Below are 16705 nucleotides of genomic sequence, written 5' to 3'. Positions count from 1 at the left end.
CTTTCATTTCTTTCGTATTATTTTATTCTGTTCTTACTTCATCATCTTCTGGCGCATCATCAACAGAATCAGCGGCTAATTTGTCATTGACGTACTTTTGAACATTTTCATCATGCGCTTCAGCTGTTTCTGAGAAATAAACCTTGCCAGTCGTCACATCTGCAACAAAGTATAGATAGTCGTTATCCGTTGGTTCAATCGCTGCCTTAATTGCCGCCAAGCTCGGATTGGTCACAGGACCAGGACCAAAACCATGGTTGAGATAGAGGTTAAAGGGCGATTCAAGTTTCGTATCAAGTGCCGCATCCTCAGCCAAAGTCGTTTTTTGCCCAAGACGTCCTTGCGCATATAAGATTGAGATATTTGACCCTAAAGGCATATCCAAGCTTAGACGATTATAGAAAACTTGTGCCACATTTCGACGGTCTGCATCATTATTAGCCTCTTTTTCAGTTAAAGCCGCAATTGACAAAACTTCATTAACTGTCAAATTTTTATCAGCAATTGTCGCATAGTAAGACTGTAAGTTTTGATTCATATAAGCAATCATCTGCTCAACAATCGTCTGAGTTGTTGACTTTTTATTATAATCATAAGTTGCTGGGAACAAGTAACCCTCTAGTTGATAGGTCACACCAGAATCTTTAGCTGGTAAGGAAGCAAACAACTCTGGATAAGCCGCCTGCATCTTCGCAATGAACGCATCATCCGTCACAATACTGAGGAACTCCTCCTTGGTAAACGGCGTTTTATCCTTAGTTGACTTCGTTTCAACATTATCCGAGATTTTATCCGCCATTTGCGCAATGGTATAGCCCTCAGGAATCGTTATTTTTCCTAAAATCGGCTCAATTGGTTTCTCAGTGCCACCTTTTTGTAAAATATCAGATATTTTTTTCAACGTCATACTTGGCGATAGGTTATAGTAACCAGACTTAAAGCCTGCCACACTTTTAAACTTTGTCCAAAGCTGGAAAGCCGTCGCATTCTTAATAATCTTATTTTTTTCAAGCACCTGACCAATTTGTTTGGTTGATGCACCATCAGGAATTTTAATCGCTTTTGTTGATGTATCTGTCAAACTATAAGGCTGCGCCTCACTTTTCATATGCTTATAAAACAAATAACCTGTTGAGCTACCAACCACTAACAAAATCAAGACAACAATCGCAATAATTTTGCCAGCTAAATTCTTTGATTTTTTACGAGTAGAACGCATATGCTTATCTTGCTCCTTGCGCGCCTCACGTTTGGTTTCCTGAAATTCTTCAGTATCCTCAATCAGCGGCGTTGACAACGTTCCTGTCCCCAAAACTTTCTCTGAACGCGACGGCAACTTAATGAGTGCAGCCAAATCGTCAGTTGAAAGTTCTTCTTCTTGTTGCGGCGTAATTCTTGGGCGTTTCAGTCCTGTTCTTTCATCTATGAAAATAGGATTAGAGCTATTATAAACTTCCTCTTTGAGCATTCTTTCTTCTAATGTCACAAACTCCCGTTTTTTAGGCGAGGCAAACCCCGTCTCCGATGCCACATCATCCAACGATTCATTCGCTTCTTGCAGTTGGCGAAGTATACTATCTCGAAAACTTTCGCGCTGATATTTATTCGTATCTTTATCTACCAAATCAACTATTTTCCACCTTCCTCTTAAATTAACATCCTTATCCCATTAGCCTTAAAGAGGCTCTCTAAAATAGGGCGAAACCCGATTATCAATCTGTCATTGTTTACGGATAAAAAGATGTTTCATTTTAGATTATACACGAAAATCCTTGAAAATCAAGGATTTAATAAAAAATATGGATTTCTCCATTATTTTTCAGCTGGAACATCTTCTTCAATATCTTCGTCTTCCTCATCTTCAACGTCAAGTGCAACAACTTCAGCATCATCAATCTCAACCTCTTCAAGCTCGACATCAAACGCTTCAACCTCATCTTTTTCGTCATCGGGATTATCATCGTCATAAGCAACATCAGCAACAAGCACATCGTCATCTTCAGGATCATCGTCATTATAATCAATATCAATGCCGTCAGCAGCAAATGCGTTGACTTTCTTACGTTTTTTCTTAGGACGTTCGCCCTCATCGTCAAGCTCATCAAGCGCCACAACTTCTTCGTCAATTTCATCAATGGCGTACCAAGAACGCAAAGCCCAAACATTATTACCAAGCGGAATGAAACTACCGTCAGTATTTAATTCCGTATAAAAACGTGACAGGCGATCTCGAATCTCAGTGTCAGATTTTTCAAGGTAATCTTGAATCTCATTGACAAGCTCATTAAAAGCCATTTCCTTGCCTTTTTGCTCCAACATGGCATGCGCCACTTCAATCATTGACAATTCTGACAAATCTTGATTTTCAAATGCTTTAATTTTCAATTTTTTATCTCCATAAAAGTTAGATATAGCTCTATACTCGCTTAACTCTAAAAAGGTTACAAACTAGGTTCGTCAATTCTAGCCAACGACGAAGTGGTGAATCTAGTCAAAAGCGTAATCTTTTTATAGTTAAACGAGTATATAGAGCTTTCACACTCGGTTAAGTCTATTTTACCATAAATTTGCAAAATTTTAATAGTGCATCAAGACTTTATACTCATAATTACCAATTTTTTCACGACCTTTTAGCGCATCAAGTTCAATCAGGAAAGCACAACCTGCAACAACACCGCCAAGTTTTTCAATCAAAGCAATCGTTGCCTTAACCGTGCCACCAGTCGCAAGCAAGTCATCAACAACCAAAACACGTTGCCCTTTTTGAATCGCATCAGCGTGCATAGTCAAAGTATCAAAACCGTATTCTTTTTCATACTGCGCTTCAATTACCTCACGTGGCAATTTACCAGGCTTACGAACGGGCGCAAAACCGACACCCAACTCAAAAGCGACTGGACAACCAACAATAAAACCGCGCGCTTCTGGTCCAACAATCCTATCAATTTTCTTGTCTTGTGCATATTGCACTATTTCACGAATGGCATAACTGTAAGCATTTCCGTCAGCCATCAATGGCGAAATATCCCGAAATTCAATCCCTTTTTGCGGATAATCTGGAATTGTTGCAATGTATTGGGTCAAATCCATGTTAATTTTCCTTTTTTTAGAGTGTCTACTCGTTTTTGTGCTTGAAATGCGTAGATTATCTTGACATCTTTTCCTATTTGTTTTTTAACTCATTATAAATATCACGTACTGGTGAAAGTGCAAAAAATGCTTGCATTTTGACCGTTTCTTGCAGTTCTTGATAAATCTGACTTTCTGTAAATTGACGTTTTGTCGCCGCTTTATTCACCGTCATCAAACCATCAGCAATCGTCACAAACTCTAATTCTTCAAAAATCTGCACCATTTTTACTAGCAAAATATCAGGAATTTTAAGAAAATCAGCCAAATTTTTCAACTTATAGCGCACGTCAAACTCAGGATACTGATAAATCGTCTTGTAAAATTTGGCGAATTGTTCACGTGTCCCACCACCAGTCAGATAGTAGTGATATGTCATCTGATTTTGAAAATAAACAGCAACAAATTCATGTTGTGCCAAAATTTCCGTCAACCTAATCAAATTTTCAGCAGAGTCAGGCACTTCTGCAACGACTATGACATCACTCATTATAACACTATTTTCGGTATTATTTGTAAAAATAAGTGCATTTTTTGGAATTTTTGTCTGATTTTGTTGATTTCGCAAATCAATCAGCTGAACACCCGTAACCCGAGCATCTACAACCATTAACTGAATTGCCGTATTGCCGTTCCAAGTATTGACAGAAAGTGTTACTGCCAAATCTGGCGCTGATTGCTCAAAATCTAGGCTTTCTGCACCATGACCAAAATAGACTGCCTCAATTTGCGCTTTATCTTGCTGAATTTTCAACTTGAGGTGGGCATTTCCTTGACCCATGGCACGACTTTGAACAACTTGATAATCTGACACCAAAAACTGCGGTTTAGGATTGCCTTGACCAAATGGTGCCAGTTTTGAAAGTGATTTAATCGTTTCAAGCGTGAGGTCTGACAAAGTGATTGATTCATCTAAAATTAGCTGATTTTTTTGTGACAAATCAAGCTTATTTTTAGTAATAAAATCAGCTATGCCAGCTTTAATCTCAGGTAAATTGGCAAGTTCAAAAGTCATGCCAGCAGCCTGTGCGTGACCGCCAAAGGTAATAAATAGTTCCTTGTGAGCTGTCAACGCCTCAAAAATATTAAAAGTGGGAATTGAGCGCGCTGAACCTTTTAATAGACCATTTTCTTCTGACAACATGACAATCGGTTTACCCGTTTTTTGGAGCAATTGTCCTGCCACGATACCAAGTACACCAGGATTCCACCCCGTCTGATAGATAAATTGAACAGGACTATCATCAAGCTGACTCTCTGCGGCAACAAGCATCTCAGCAACGATTTCCTTGCGCTCAATATTTTTGCGGTCAATCATCTCAGCAATTGCCTGCGTTTCATTTTCATCCCAGCCCGTCAATAACTCAATAGCGGGATTAGGGTCATCAATACGCCCTAACGCATTTAGTCGCGGTGCGATTTGAAAGGCTATCGTTTCTTCGGTTATATCGCTTTTATCAATATCAATAACATTTATCAAAGCCTCAAGCCCGATACGCTCCGTATTTTTGAGAATTTCAATACCGAATTTGACCAAAATACGATTTTCATCAGTCAGTGTCATCATATCAGCAACCGTTCCAATCGCGACTAAATCAAGCATTTCTGATGGGATATATTCCAAAAGCGCACAAGCAACCTTGAAAGCGACACCGCACCCCGCCAATTCCCCAAAAGGATAGCGACCGTCTGGGTGTTCAGGGTGGATAATAGCATAAGCATCAGGCAAAGTTTCAGGCAAAGAATGGTGATCAGTGATAATCACATCACAAGCGTTTTCTTGCGCATAAGCCACCGCCTCATGTCCCGAAACACCATTATCCACGGTAATAATCAAGCTAACTGATTCATTTTCAATGAAATACTTGTAAACATCAAGATTCGGTCCGTAACCGTCTGTAAAACGGTTGGGCAGATAAACCAGACTCTCTGCACCGATTTCATCAAGTGCCGTCTTCATGATACTAGCACTCGTCATACCGTCTGCATCATAATCACCATAAATCAAAATCGTTTCTTGATTTTCAACAGCCTGCCGAATCCGCTCAACCGCACGACTCATACTGTAAAACAAGAATGGATCGTGCAGATTTTCGAGCGACGGATTGAGAAAAGTCGTCAACTCATCTTCAGTTCTCAGTTCACGTTTCCAAAGTATTTTCGCTGCTAATTCATCAAGTTTTTGTTTTTTTACTAATTTGACAAACTCATCAGACGGCTCGTCTGTATTGACTTGCCAATCAAAGGTAGGTGTGATCATTTTAGATTGAAAAACCTCCGCGTTATTTTATCTGTTGTATTTGGGAAAATGCCAGCCAAAATTCGAGCAACATTGACCTGTCGTGGGAGATTGAGCTCACGTCTTTGTTTACCAAGACTAGCAACAACTTTATCAGCAACGTATGCTGCTGTGACAACGTTTTTTCCGACTTTAATAAGATAGGCTGCATTGTCAGCATGAAATTTTGTCAAAACAGGTCCCGTATTGACGACTAAAACATTGATATTGTAATCAAAAACTTCTTGCCTCAGCGCATCTGAAAACCCTCTTACCGCAAATTTACTTGCGGCATAAATCGTTGATTTAGCTGTCGCCAGATAGCTCGCAATTGAGGCAATGTTGATAATCTGTCCCGATTGTTGCGCTATCATATCTGGTAAAAAAACTCGTGTCACAGTCATCAAGGCAAAAACATTGACTTCAAACATCTGCCTAATCTCATCGGCAGAATAACCAAGAAATTCCTGAAAATTGCCATATCCCGCATTATTAATCAGCACATCAATGACACCGAATTTGTCTGAAATTTGCTGACAAACCTCAGTCAAAGCCATTTCATCAGTCAAATCAACTTGGTAAAGATGTTCAGAAAACTCAGCTAAACTCGTTACATCACGCGACAGCAATATCAGCCGATAGTCATCTTTTACTCGTGCGATTATCTCTCGTGCAATATCGCCCGTTGCACCTGTTATAAGCAGATTTCTCATTTGACAACTTCTTCGTACAAGTCTTTCACGACAAAGCTATTGTCAAATGTTTCTTTCGCCTCACTAGCAAGCTGTCTGACCAAAGGACCAACATAGCGTGCTGAGATATGCGTGAGTAACAATCGTTTGACTTGTGCCTGTTTGGCAACTTCAGCGGCTTGTTGTGTCGTTGAATGTCCATGACTTCTCGCAATTTTGCTCTCTTTTGCCTCATAAGTCGACTCATGTACTAGCAGATCACTCCCAATCGCTAGGCGCACCGCCTTATCTGTCTGACGGGTATCACCAAGTATCGTTACCACACGTCCTTTTTTATCTGGTCCTATAAAGTCTGCCGATTTGATAATTTTACCGTCAATTTCAATATCTTGACCATTTTTTACCTTACCAAAAAGCGGTCCAAAAGGCACACCCGCAGCTTTTAACGCCTCAGCATCTAGCTCGCCTTTTTTATCTTTTTCAACAATGCGATACCCCATGCAAAAAATCGTATGGTCAAGCGTGTCCATATAGACCTCAAACGTCTCGTCCTCAAAAATCTTGCCGACATTTTCCGCACCTAACTCATGAAAATGAATCCGATAGCCAAGCTTACTACTTGACAAACGCAACGCCGTCATCACAAAGTTTTTAACGCCAGCAGGTCCATACAAGTCAATATCCGTCTGCTTTTCATTCAGGGTTGAGGCTTGAAAACTGCGACTCGACAAAAAGCCAGGCAAGCCAAAAATGTGATCGCCGTGCAGATGTGTGATGAAAATCTTCGTGATTTTCCGTGGGCGAATACTGGTCGCCAAAATCTGGTGTTGCGTGGCCTCGCCACAATCAAAAAGCCAGATTTCATTACGCTCCGCAAGGAGTTTGAGTGCAATTGACGTCACATTGCGCTGTTTGGCAGGTTGACCAGCACCTGTTCCCAAAAATTGAATTTCCATGATTTCCTCTCTCAATAAAAAGAAAAAAATCCGTCCTGAGGGAATCGAACCCCCATCTCAAGAACCGGAATCTTACGTGATATCCATTACACTAAGGACGGAAATTTTTTGTTTAGCCGTTGTTCAAAAAACAGATATAACCTTTAACAACTATTCTAGTTTACCAAATTTTCCACCAAAACGCAAAAAAACTTCATCATTTTTCGATAAAGTTTTTAAATTGTTCAAGTAGAGATAAAGTTTTATTGGACTAAAGCGTCAATAAAGATTTGTAGTTGGCAACATACCACACCGCTTAGCACTATTTGTTTGCTTTCAAAGCAGACAGCAACTGTGTCCGAATATCTTCAATACCATCAGGCGAACTTGGCAAGAAAATAGATGAATTACCGTTATTGGCAAATTGATTGAGCGTATCCAAATATTGGTTGGTCAAAAGAATTGACATAATCTGGTCTTCTGAAATCTCCACACCCGCATCTTTCATCTCCTTGATTGACAAGGCAAGTCCGTCAACAATGGCTTTACGTTGTTCAGCAATACCAACCCCATGCAGACGGTCTTTTTCAGCATCCGCCTCGGCAGCCGTGACAATTTTGATTTTATCGGCATTTGCCAATTCTTGCGCCGCTACACGTTTACGCTGTGCCGCATTGATTTCGTTCATAGATTGCTTAACTTCAGCATCTGGGTCAACTTTGGTAATCAGCGTTTTGACGATGATATAGCCGTAAGTCGTCATTTCTTCTGCCACTTGATGTTGGACTTCAAGCGCAATCTCATCTTTTTTCTCAAATAGTTCATCAAGCGTGAGTTTTGGCACACTTGAACGCAAAGCATCCTCAATGTAAGACTTGATTTGCTCCCCTGGATTCATCAGCTTGTAGTAAGCATCTGTGACATTTTCTTCATTAACACGATACTGCGTTGCTACCGTCATTTGCACAAAAACATTGTCTTTTGTTTTCGTCTCGACAATCATATCATTTTGCAAAAGGCGCAATTGAACACGCGCAGCAATACGATCAATGCCAAATGGTAGCTTCAAATGAAAACCAGAATTTGACGTTTGTTGGTACTTACCAAAACGCTCAATAATCGCCACTGTTTGCTGTTTGACAACATAAAACAAGGTGCTAAGACTCGCCAAAATGAGTATCAAAATAATGGCTAGAAAAATTAAAAATACAGACATAACAGACTCCTTTTTGTTTAAAAAAATATTTATTTTGCAATATAAATCATAAGTTTCTTATCTTCATATTGTATCATTTTTTGTAAGCGATTACCACTTTTTGTTGCAATTTCTAAAACTTCAGCAACATTATAGCCAAAAAATTTGAGATAAGCTGTATTGTCACTTTTACTTGTTAATGTTGTCAGTTCTTCGACATTTTCAAAAATACCAAAGTCTATTTTCTTTAGTTTAATCACACTGTTTTCTTCATAAACAGCATATTGTGGAAAAAGCTGAGCAATTTCAAAAAGCAGTGTATCAGAAATTATCGTTTCAAATTCACTAAAAACAATTGCTGTTTCAGTTGCATTTTCAAAACAAAAGCCAAAAGAATAACCTGATAAATTTAATCGGATAAAACGAAAAGTCGGATGACCTGCCGTTCCCTCTAGCTCAAAGCTCGGATGACTTGAAAAGTTCCCAAAATTGATTGATAAACTCAAAAAATAATCAGTCGCAGCCCTCGCCCCTTGCTTTTGATAAATCTCCGAAAAATAAGCATTTATCACACTCGCAGGCGGCATAATATAAGCTAATTTTTCACGTTCGTCAGGCAAATTGTCAAGCCGATTTATCAAAAAAGTTTTGTCCATCGCCATGAAACCACCCGATTTAATCGCTAACTCAACGTAATCCATACGCTTCCAACCTCCATTTATCATGCGCTGAAATGCTACCAGTTATCTGATAAGCTGTGTCATTTTCAACAACCGTGTCAATCAGCGCTATTTTCCGCAATTCTGGTAATTGATACGCCAAAGTATAGGGCAAATCAATGGCAAAAGATTCAAAAATATCAGAAATCTTACCAATAATCGCTTGTCGTAACATTTGAACACCCTCGTCAGACTTAATTGATAGAGCAACACTCGGCAAAATGGTCGGCGCAAAATGATCAGCCAAGTCTAATTTATTGTAAATTGTCAAAACTGGAATAGCTGACATTTCTAATTCTTTCATAATTGTTTCCACAACATTTTCATGAATTTCATGCGCAGAATTTGACGCATCAATCACATGCAGCAACAAATCAACATCTTTAGATTCTTGCAAAGTTGACTTGAAAGCTTGCACCAACTCTGTCGGTAAATCCTGAATAAACCCAACTGTATCAGTCAAAGTGACCCTAAATTCATCTTTAAGCGAAAAATCCTTAGTTGTCGCATCCAAGGTCGCAAATAATTCATCTTGTTCATACTGAATTTTTTGGGTCAACGCATTAAAAAACGACGATTTGCCCGCATTAGTATAACCAATCAACCCAATCTTGAAAATCCCTGAATTTAATCGCCGTTGTCGCCGATTTTCTTGTGTTTTCTCAGCTTTTTTAAGCGCCGTTTCAATCAACTCAATCCGATGACGAATATGCCTGCGGTCTGTTTCAAGCTGACTTTCACCCGCCCCACGCGCGCCAATACCACCCGCTTGACGACTGAGTGCCAGCCCCTTACTCCCCGATAAACGTGGCAGTAAATATTTAAGTTGTGCCAATTCAACCTGTAACATCCCAACATGAGAACGCGCTCGCAAAGCAAAAATATCTAAAATCAACTGCATACGATCAATGACCTTAACACCCAGAAAACTTTCCAAATTTACATTTTGCCGAGGGGTCAACTTCTCATTAAAAATAACTGTATCAATCTCATCTGCCTCAAGATTATCTTTAATTTCTTCAAGTTTGCCGATACCTAGCATATATTTACCGTCAAGGCGCTCTTTTTTCTGTGTAAAGGTCAACTTAACATCTGCACCAGCCGTTACTGCTAAACTCGCAAGCTCTTTCATCGACTCCTCGAAAGTTCGATTATTGTCAAAAGTTTCGACTCCAACTAAAATCACTTTTTCTGCTATTTTTTCAGTTTTTATCATCTAAAAATCTTTCTATTTTTTGGGCAATATTTTCCTTAAAATTTGGCGCAAAAACATCGGAAAAATCAACAGCCATACGATTTTTAAACCATGTTATCTGTCGTTTGCTATATCGCCTAGAATTTTGCTTAACCATTTCAACTGCTTGGGCTAATGGTATCTGACCGTCAAAATACGGGAAAAATTCCTTATAACCAATCGCCCGAGCCACTTGTGACTCCAAAAAAGTATCATAGAGCATTTTTGCCTCATCAAGTAAGCCAGCAGACATCATCATATCAACGCGATTGTTAATGCGCTCATACAGAACTTTTCGGTCAGTATTTAGTCCGACAATCAAAAAATCATAAGCAGACTTCTGATTTTCTAACTGCTCGCCAAATTCAGAGATTTCCAAAGCTCTGATTGCCCGACGACGGTTGATTTGAGAAATACTGAGACCATTTTCAGCCACCTTTGCCAAAAGCTCATCATCTGTCAGTTTGTCCAGTTTTGAACGCAATTCACGCATCTGCTCGTGATTGTCAGCACCTCCCAAATGATAACCCTCAACCAAACTTTGCAGATAAAGCCCCGTCCCACCAACGATAATCGGCAGCTTGCCACGCGATAAAAGATCTGCAATCAAGCGATTCGCCTCAAGCACAAAATCGTGCGCACTAAAACGCTCAGCGACGTCCCGCACATCAATCAAATGATGTACCGCCGTAGCCTGTTCTTCAGCCGTTGCTTTCGCCGTACCAATTGACACCTGACGATAGACCTGCTGACTATCACCATTGATAATCTCGCCGTCATATTTTTTTGCCAAATCAAGCGACAAAGCTGTCTTGCCCACCGCTGTTGGTCCTGCAATAATAATTACTTTATTTTCACTCAAAATTTTTCACATTTTTCATTATTTTTGTTATAATTAAGTATATCACAAAATGAAGGAAGATAGAACAATGAACAAATTTAGCAAAGGTCTCATTACAGGTGTCGTTGCAACAGTTATCACAACAGTTGGTGGACTTGTGGCAATCAAAAAAGGAATTATTGATCCTGAACTCAAAAAAGAAGAATTTATCAACGAAAATCGGCGCAAAGCTGCACGTAAACGCATTTTCCACTAAGAAATAAGCGTAAAAGAAAAGGACTTCGTCATGACAGTCCTTTTCTTTTACACTTTTTAGTAGTAGCTCTTATCAGAACTTGCGCTTTCATCTTCTTCAACATCAGAATTATTGACCAACGCTTCTTGCTCAATTTCTAAAGTGAAATCATTGCCTGCGCCCATTTCATCGTCATCAATATCATCATCAAAATCGCCGTCAAACGCCTCATCGTCAAAATCTTCAACTTTAGCCTCTTTCAACTCATTAACTTTGCCTGCAATTTTATCTTTTGTTGCGTTCAAAAATTCAAGTACCTTGTCTTTTGACAACTCGCCTGAGTCAACTTTAGCCTTGATGTCATCTTTTTTCGATGTCAAATAAGCCTTCGCTTTCTCAGCTGAAATATCACCATTATCAAATTTTTCTTTGATGTCATTGAATTTTTCAGTTGAAAATTCAACAACTTGACTTGATTTTTCGCCAGCAAAATTGACTGCCGACTCTTTAACTTCAACGAACTTCGCTTTTGGATCTTCCTTGTAATCTGTGTAAAAATCCTTGACATCTTGGCGCAATTTTTTACCTTCTTTTGGCGCAGCAGCCAATGCCGCAACAGCACCAACAACTGTTCCCAAAGCAATACCTACCAAAAATCCTGATTTTTTAGCCATTTTAAATCTCCTATTTTCTTTTGATTTATTTTTTATCTTTGGTTTTCTTTTTACCAAAAAGTTTACTTGCACCACGTCCCAAAGTCACGACAGCCGTAGCTTTACTCGCATTCGCTGCCTTACCTTTGACACGTGTCACAAGTGCATTACTCGTGTTATTAACCTTGGAAATGCTCTCCGACAAGTCAGCAACCGCCGTAAACAATGGATCAATCGTTGCGACTTTGCCATTAACATCATCAAGCAAAGTATTTGTTTTCGCCATCAAGGTATCTGCTTGGTTTAGCAAAATGTCCACATCTTTTGTCACAACAGTAATCGTCCGATTGACCTCATCAACTGTTTTCATCAACTTAACAACCAAAATTACCAAAGCCACGACCAAAACTACCACCGCAACAGCAATAATAATCAGCGCTGTATCTCCCATAGACACCTCTTTTCAAAATTTTTATACTCAGCAAATGATGCCTCACTAAACACAATGCTTACCTAATTATAACAAAATTCTTTTTTTAAAGGAAATATTTAGTGTCTTTTCAGCAGTTTTCGATGATTGAAAATAGCAAACAGCATACCAACAAGAATTAAAATCAACGAAAGCGCTTGCGACACACGTATATTGCCCAACATCAGACTGTCTGTCCGCATGCCTTCTATGACCGAGCGTCCAATACCATACCAAACCAAATAAAAAGCAAAAATATCGCCAGATTTGAGCTTCTTGATTCGGTGACGAAAAATCATTATCACAGCAAAACCAAATATGTTCCAAGTTGATTCGTACAGAAAAGTTGGTGTCCGATAACTACCGTCAATGAACATCTGACTTTTGATAAACTCAGGCAGGTAATTTAAAGAGTTGACCGTTCGACCAAAAGCTTCTTGATTGAAAAAATTACCCCAACGTCCCATGGCTTGGGCTATCAACACACCTGGAATCGCAATATCCAACAAATCTAAGGGGGCGATCAACTTGTAATAAGAAAAGATTACCAGTACTACGCCACCAGCAAGCAAGCCGCCGTAAATCGCCAGACCACCATGCCAGACGGCAAAAATCTCTGCAGGATGTTGGCGATAATAGCCTAGCTCAAACAGCACATAGTAGAGACGCGACCCGAGAATCGCCACTGGAAAGGCGATAAGGATGAAATCAAGCACATCGTCAGGCTTGATTTTCTTGCTCGGCGCTTCTTTCATAGCAAGCAAGACGGCAACAATCACACCTGTCACAATACATAAGGCATACCAGCGAATTTCAAACGGTCCAAGCTCAAAAGCTGTCGGATTGATTGATAATAAAGCTGTCATACTTCTTTATTATGCGCAATCTCAACAGACAAGCTATCCATAAACATTTTTGTCGAGTCAAAGCCCATTGTTTTCGCCCGAAAATTCATGACTGCCGCCTCAATGATAACAGCAACGTTTCGACCAGTTTTAACTGGAATCCTCGTTTGTGGCACATGAACACCAGCTAAATCAATCTGCGTATCGTCAATACCAAGTCGGTCGAAGGCATTGTTCGCCTCATAAGTTTCCAAATAAACAGCCAAATCAATCTGCGAACCACCTTTGACCGCACCAGTTCCAAAAAGAGTCATAACATTGATAATGCCAACACCACGAAGTTCCATCAAATGTTTCAAAAGTTCAGCTGGATGCCCCATAACTGTCAAATTATCTTTCTTGTAAATATCAACACGATCGTCTGCAACCAAGCGATGACCAAGCTTTACAAGTTCAAGAGCCGTTTCTGATTTCCCGATACCTGATGCGCCTTGAATCAAAACGCCAATACCAAAAATATCCATCAAAACACCATGAACTGTTGAACGCACCGCCAATTGTTCGTCAAGAAAAGCAGTAATTTGACCATTTATACGGCTAGTCGTCTCGCTTGATTGCAAAAGAACAGTATCACGTTTTTTAGCCACGCAAATCATCTCATCTTGAATCGCCAAATCACGCGCAACAATAATCGCTGGTGTTTCATCGGTCACAACATTTTTCAACAAATCATAACGATTGTCACCGATAACATTTTGAGCATAAGACCATTCTTTCATACCAAAAAGCTGAATCCGCTCAGGTGTGTAATACGCCAAGTAACCTGTCATTTCAAGACCTGGACGTGTCACATCAGATGTTGTGATTTCCTTTTCAAGTGCCGTTTCTGACGAATAAATCACGTCAAATTTAATTTTTTCAAGTAATGCTGCGACTTTAACTCCCATAATCTCTCACTTTCTTGTTTGATTTTATTATACCAAAATTCAAAAGAAAACGCTTTAGTTAAATTGAGAATCTGTTAAAAAAATTGCTCTCTTGAGTGTTATATTGACAGCTAAAGTAAAAAAGCTGACTACGCAGCTTTCTACAAAAATATTGGTTTAAAGTCTTGGAATGAAATAGAAAATCATTCAGTAAATATCAATTATTCAACTCCTTACAAATTTGTATAATTTGTAGATTTTCATTATTTTTTGTATTTTTCGAGTTGAAGATAGAAAGTATCTGATACAATAAAATTGCTGATTCTATTGCGAAAATAATACCTAGAAAAACAAACAAGCAAATACTAATATCCGATTCTGTTATTTTAAAGAAAAAGATTAAAAAGATTACTAATACTGATATTAGAAATAATACAAGAACAATTGCATTAATTAAATGTTCTCCTAAATTCTCAGTTTCCAAACCTTGTTTATAGGTTTCCGAACCTTGTTTATCGGTTTCCAAATCTGGGTCATTCGAGTGACTGTCTTCTTTTGAGGCTTTATCTTTTAAAGCTTTACCTCTACGAATTACATAAATCATAATAACATTTGTCAGTATTATAAAAGAAACAAATAATAAAATAGTAAGTAAGCTATCACATCTAAGAAGAAACAAAAAACACCCTACGTATACGCACGCTAATTCAATAGTTCTTCTAATAAGTTTACTCCAAACTGGAGTATCAACAAAACTCCCTCTATTGTGTGTTGCGACTCTATAAGCTATAAAACCTAGAATAGGCAAGAACAAATAAACTAATTCCCAATAATTAAGTAAAATTTCTTTTATAAAATCAATCATTACTTCTTCTCCAGTTTCAGTTCTCTTAAAATATTTTTGATTTTCTCTAATAAACCATTAGTTTTAACTTGTTTTTCTAAATCTTTTTCTAAATGTTCAGAAAAATCTTTTTTGAAATTCTCTGATATCTCTTTACTTTCAACATGTTTAATTAAATCATTAATTGTTTCATATAAAAAAAGTTGACACCCTTCTGTCATTATATAGTAATAGTCTATACTCTCTCCTTTTAATTCTAATTCTAAATCTTCACTTTCATATCTATCTGTACTCTCTCCTTTTAATTCTAATTTTAAATCTTCACTTTCATATCTATGTGTTGCTTTATTTAATTTATATTTTGTGAAAAAGTCATATTGCTCAACACTAATTGGTTTTATATATCGTAATATTTGTAATACACCGGTCAATTCTTTATACTCAGCCTCAAGAGTCTTCTTTTTTTCAAAATCTTTACAAACTAAATTGTAACTCATTTTAAGATTGGCATCTTTTATATTCGGTTCTAATTCAAAGCAAGACAGGAAGTTATTTAAACGATTAATCAGTGTTTCAGGTTTTAATTCTTCTATTTTTAAGTCTCCTATCTCTTTTTTATCTTCAGTTATTGGCAGTGCTGCAAGATTATAGAGAGCATCTCTAATAAGAAGTGGCTCCTCATTTGTGAGATCACGTCGATTTTTCACACGCAATTTAAAAATATCTTTCCGTCTCATTGAAAGACCGATTAGTAGAACTAAACCATCAGATAAACAAGCATAAAATACCCTTGACCACGCTTTTAGTTGTTCGTCTTTTTCAACTAAGTAACCAAATGCAAGTGATAGAGCATCTCGATATTCTACCATTTCATACGTTTCTGTCAAGACATCTTTATCTATCTCTTCTTTACCATTAATACTATTTAAAGTCGTCACTGCCTCTGTAAGTGCGTTATATTTTGCTGTTGTTTCTTTTTCCAAAGCTTTTTTAGATTGTATAGCAGTAGGAGCAAACTCACTACCAATTAACTCCGTTGCAGCGTCAAAGAGTTCAATAATCAAATTTGACTTAGCTTCCTTGTCTACCACCTCACGAAAAGTTGGCAAAATAAGTCCTGTTTCTGGTTCTGGTTCTGTTTTTGTTTCTGTTTCTGTTTCTGTTTTTGTTTCTGGTTCTGTTTTTGTTTCTGTTTTTGTACTAAGTTGCGTATATAACTCGCTTAGCTGTTTTACTTTAGATAAATCTTGCACAGTAAGTTTTTTTTCTTCTTCTTTTTCTAAAAGCGTATTAATCTTTTCTTGAATTTCTAGAAACTCTTTCGAAAACTTAGAAAATTTTCCATTATTGTCTCCCATGGCCTCATCTTTAGAATCTTTTAACGAGTCTAAACTTTTTCTTATCACTTTAAGTTCGTTATTTAAGTTATTTATCTTTTTTAATTCTTCTTCTTTTTTACTAATCTCTTCTGATTTAGCCTTATAAGCTGGATTCTCTTCCATTCCATATTGTTGTAAAATTAGACTTCTCCCAAAAATAAAAAAATTTGTTATACTATAGTCATGAACTATGAATCCCTCAGCAAACTCAGCGATAGTCATTTTAAACGTCTAGTTGGCGTTAAACGTCCAACCTTTGAATCTATGAGCAGTCTTCTTAAGACCGCTTATCATGAAAAACATAACCGTCGAGGTCGTCACAGTAAATTAT

17 protein-coding genes and 1 tRNA gene are annotated in these 16705 nt (G+C 38.1%); 1 reads left to right on the top strand and 17 read right to left on the bottom strand.

All coding sequences use genetic code 11. The annotated features are described in order from the left end of the window. Window positions 1-22: 22 nt before the first annotated feature. The 11 genes from mltG to miaA form a co-directional block, all read right to left on the bottom strand. Window positions 23-1624: an endolytic transglycosylase MltG gene (gene mltG / locus Hs30E_RS04845; RefSeq protein WP_172208429.1), complete on the bottom strand. Its 1602-nt coding sequence runs from the start codon at window positions 1622-1624 to the stop codon at window positions 23-25. 188 nt (window positions 1625-1812) lie between these two features. Next, entirely contained in the window at window positions 1813-2385 is a 573-nt protein-coding gene (gene rpoE, locus Hs30E_RS04840; RefSeq protein ID WP_172208427.1) for a DNA-directed RNA polymerase subunit delta, read from the bottom strand. Between the two features lie 192 nt (window positions 2386-2577). Then, window positions 2578-3090, bottom strand: coding sequence for an adenine phosphoribosyltransferase (locus Hs30E_RS04835; protein WP_172208425.1), 513 nt, complete (start codon window positions 3088-3090; stop codon window positions 2578-2580). A gap of 73 nt (window positions 3091-3163) precedes the next feature. Continuing rightward, window positions 3164-5389 (bottom strand): single-stranded-DNA-specific exonuclease RecJ, encoded by a 2226-nt coding sequence (gene recJ / locus Hs30E_RS04830; RefSeq protein WP_172208423.1) that lies wholly within the window; start codon window positions 5387-5389, stop codon window positions 3164-3166. Beyond that, window positions 5386-6120 (bottom strand): SDR family NAD(P)-dependent oxidoreductase, encoded by a 735-nt coding sequence (locus Hs30E_RS04825; protein ID WP_172208421.1) that lies wholly within the window; start codon window positions 6118-6120, stop codon window positions 5386-5388. The genes recJ and Hs30E_RS04825 overlap by 4 nt, the downstream gene beginning before the upstream one ends. Continuing rightward, entirely contained in the window at window positions 6117-7055 is a 939-nt protein-coding gene (rnz, locus tag Hs30E_RS04820) for a ribonuclease Z (protein WP_172208419.1), read from the bottom strand. The genes Hs30E_RS04825 and rnz overlap by 4 nt, the downstream gene beginning before the upstream one ends. Before the next feature lie 29 nt (window positions 7056-7084). Further along, window positions 7085-7156 (bottom strand) — tRNA-Arg (locus tag Hs30E_RS04815). Window positions 7157-7356: 200 nt separating this feature from the next. Further along, window positions 7357-8250, bottom strand: coding sequence for an SPFH domain-containing protein (locus tag Hs30E_RS04810; protein WP_172208417.1), 894 nt, complete (start codon window positions 8248-8250; stop codon window positions 7357-7359). 29 nt (window positions 8251-8279) lie between these two features. Further along, window positions 8280-8930 carry a hypothetical protein gene (locus tag Hs30E_RS04805; protein ID WP_172208415.1) on the bottom strand — a complete coding sequence of 217 codons (651 nt, stop codon included), beginning with the start codon at window positions 8928-8930 and terminating at the stop codon, window positions 8280-8282. Beyond that, window positions 8917-10164 (bottom strand): GTPase HflX, encoded by a 1248-nt coding sequence (gene hflX / locus Hs30E_RS04800; protein ID WP_172208413.1) that lies wholly within the window; start codon window positions 10162-10164, stop codon window positions 8917-8919. Before hflX ends, Hs30E_RS04805 begins: the two co-directional genes overlap by 14 nt. After that, window positions 10151-11044, bottom strand: a complete 894-nt coding sequence (gene miaA, locus Hs30E_RS04795) for a tRNA (adenosine(37)-N6)-dimethylallyltransferase MiaA (RefSeq protein WP_172208411.1) — start codon at window positions 11042-11044, stop codon at window positions 10151-10153. The genes hflX and miaA overlap by 14 nt, the downstream gene beginning before the upstream one ends. Window positions 11045-11111: 67 nt before the next feature. Between miaA and Hs30E_RS04790 the strand changes: the two genes are divergently transcribed. Beyond that, window positions 11112-11279: a DUF3042 family protein gene (locus Hs30E_RS04790; RefSeq protein WP_172208409.1), complete on the top strand. Its 168-nt coding sequence runs from the start codon at window positions 11112-11114 to the stop codon at window positions 11277-11279. 56 nt (window positions 11280-11335) lie between these two features. Here Hs30E_RS04790 and Hs30E_RS04785 read toward each other — a convergent pair whose 3' ends face one another. The 6 genes from Hs30E_RS04785 to Hs30E_RS04760 form a co-directional block, all read right to left on the bottom strand. After that, on the bottom strand, window positions 11336-11932 hold the full coding sequence (locus Hs30E_RS04785; protein WP_172208407.1) for a YtxH domain-containing protein: 597 nt from the start codon (window positions 11930-11932) through the stop codon (window positions 11336-11338). A 25-nt stretch (window positions 11933-11957) separates the two neighbouring features. After that, window positions 11958-12362 (bottom strand): DUF948 domain-containing protein, encoded by a 405-nt coding sequence (locus tag Hs30E_RS04780; RefSeq protein WP_172208405.1) that lies wholly within the window; start codon window positions 12360-12362, stop codon window positions 11958-11960. Window positions 12363-12460: 98 nt separating this feature from the next. After that, window positions 12461-13246: a prolipoprotein diacylglyceryl transferase gene (lgt, locus tag Hs30E_RS04775; protein WP_172208403.1), complete on the bottom strand. Its 786-nt coding sequence runs from the start codon at window positions 13244-13246 to the stop codon at window positions 12461-12463. Further along, window positions 13243-14172: an HPr(Ser) kinase/phosphatase gene (hprK, locus tag Hs30E_RS04770; protein WP_172208401.1), complete on the bottom strand. Its 930-nt coding sequence runs from the start codon at window positions 14170-14172 to the stop codon at window positions 13243-13245. Before hprK ends, lgt begins: the two co-directional genes overlap by 4 nt. A gap of 196 nt (window positions 14173-14368) precedes the next feature. After that, window positions 14369-15016 carry a hypothetical protein gene (locus Hs30E_RS04765; protein WP_172208399.1) on the bottom strand — a complete coding sequence of 216 codons (648 nt, stop codon included), beginning with the start codon at window positions 15014-15016 and terminating at the stop codon, window positions 14369-14371. After that, entirely contained in the window at window positions 15016-16497 is a 1482-nt protein-coding gene (locus Hs30E_RS04760) for a hypothetical protein (protein WP_172208397.1), read from the bottom strand. Before Hs30E_RS04760 ends, Hs30E_RS04765 begins: the two co-directional genes overlap by 1 nt. Window positions 16498-16705: the final 208 nt, after the last annotated feature.

It is taken from the genome of Pseudolactococcus hodotermopsidis (genome assembly GCF_011170085.1).
GTDB classification, from domain to species: Bacteria; Bacillota; Bacilli; order Lactobacillales; family Streptococcaceae; genus Pseudolactococcus; species Pseudolactococcus hodotermopsidis.
This window is presented reverse-complemented; position numbering and strand designations above follow the sequence as displayed.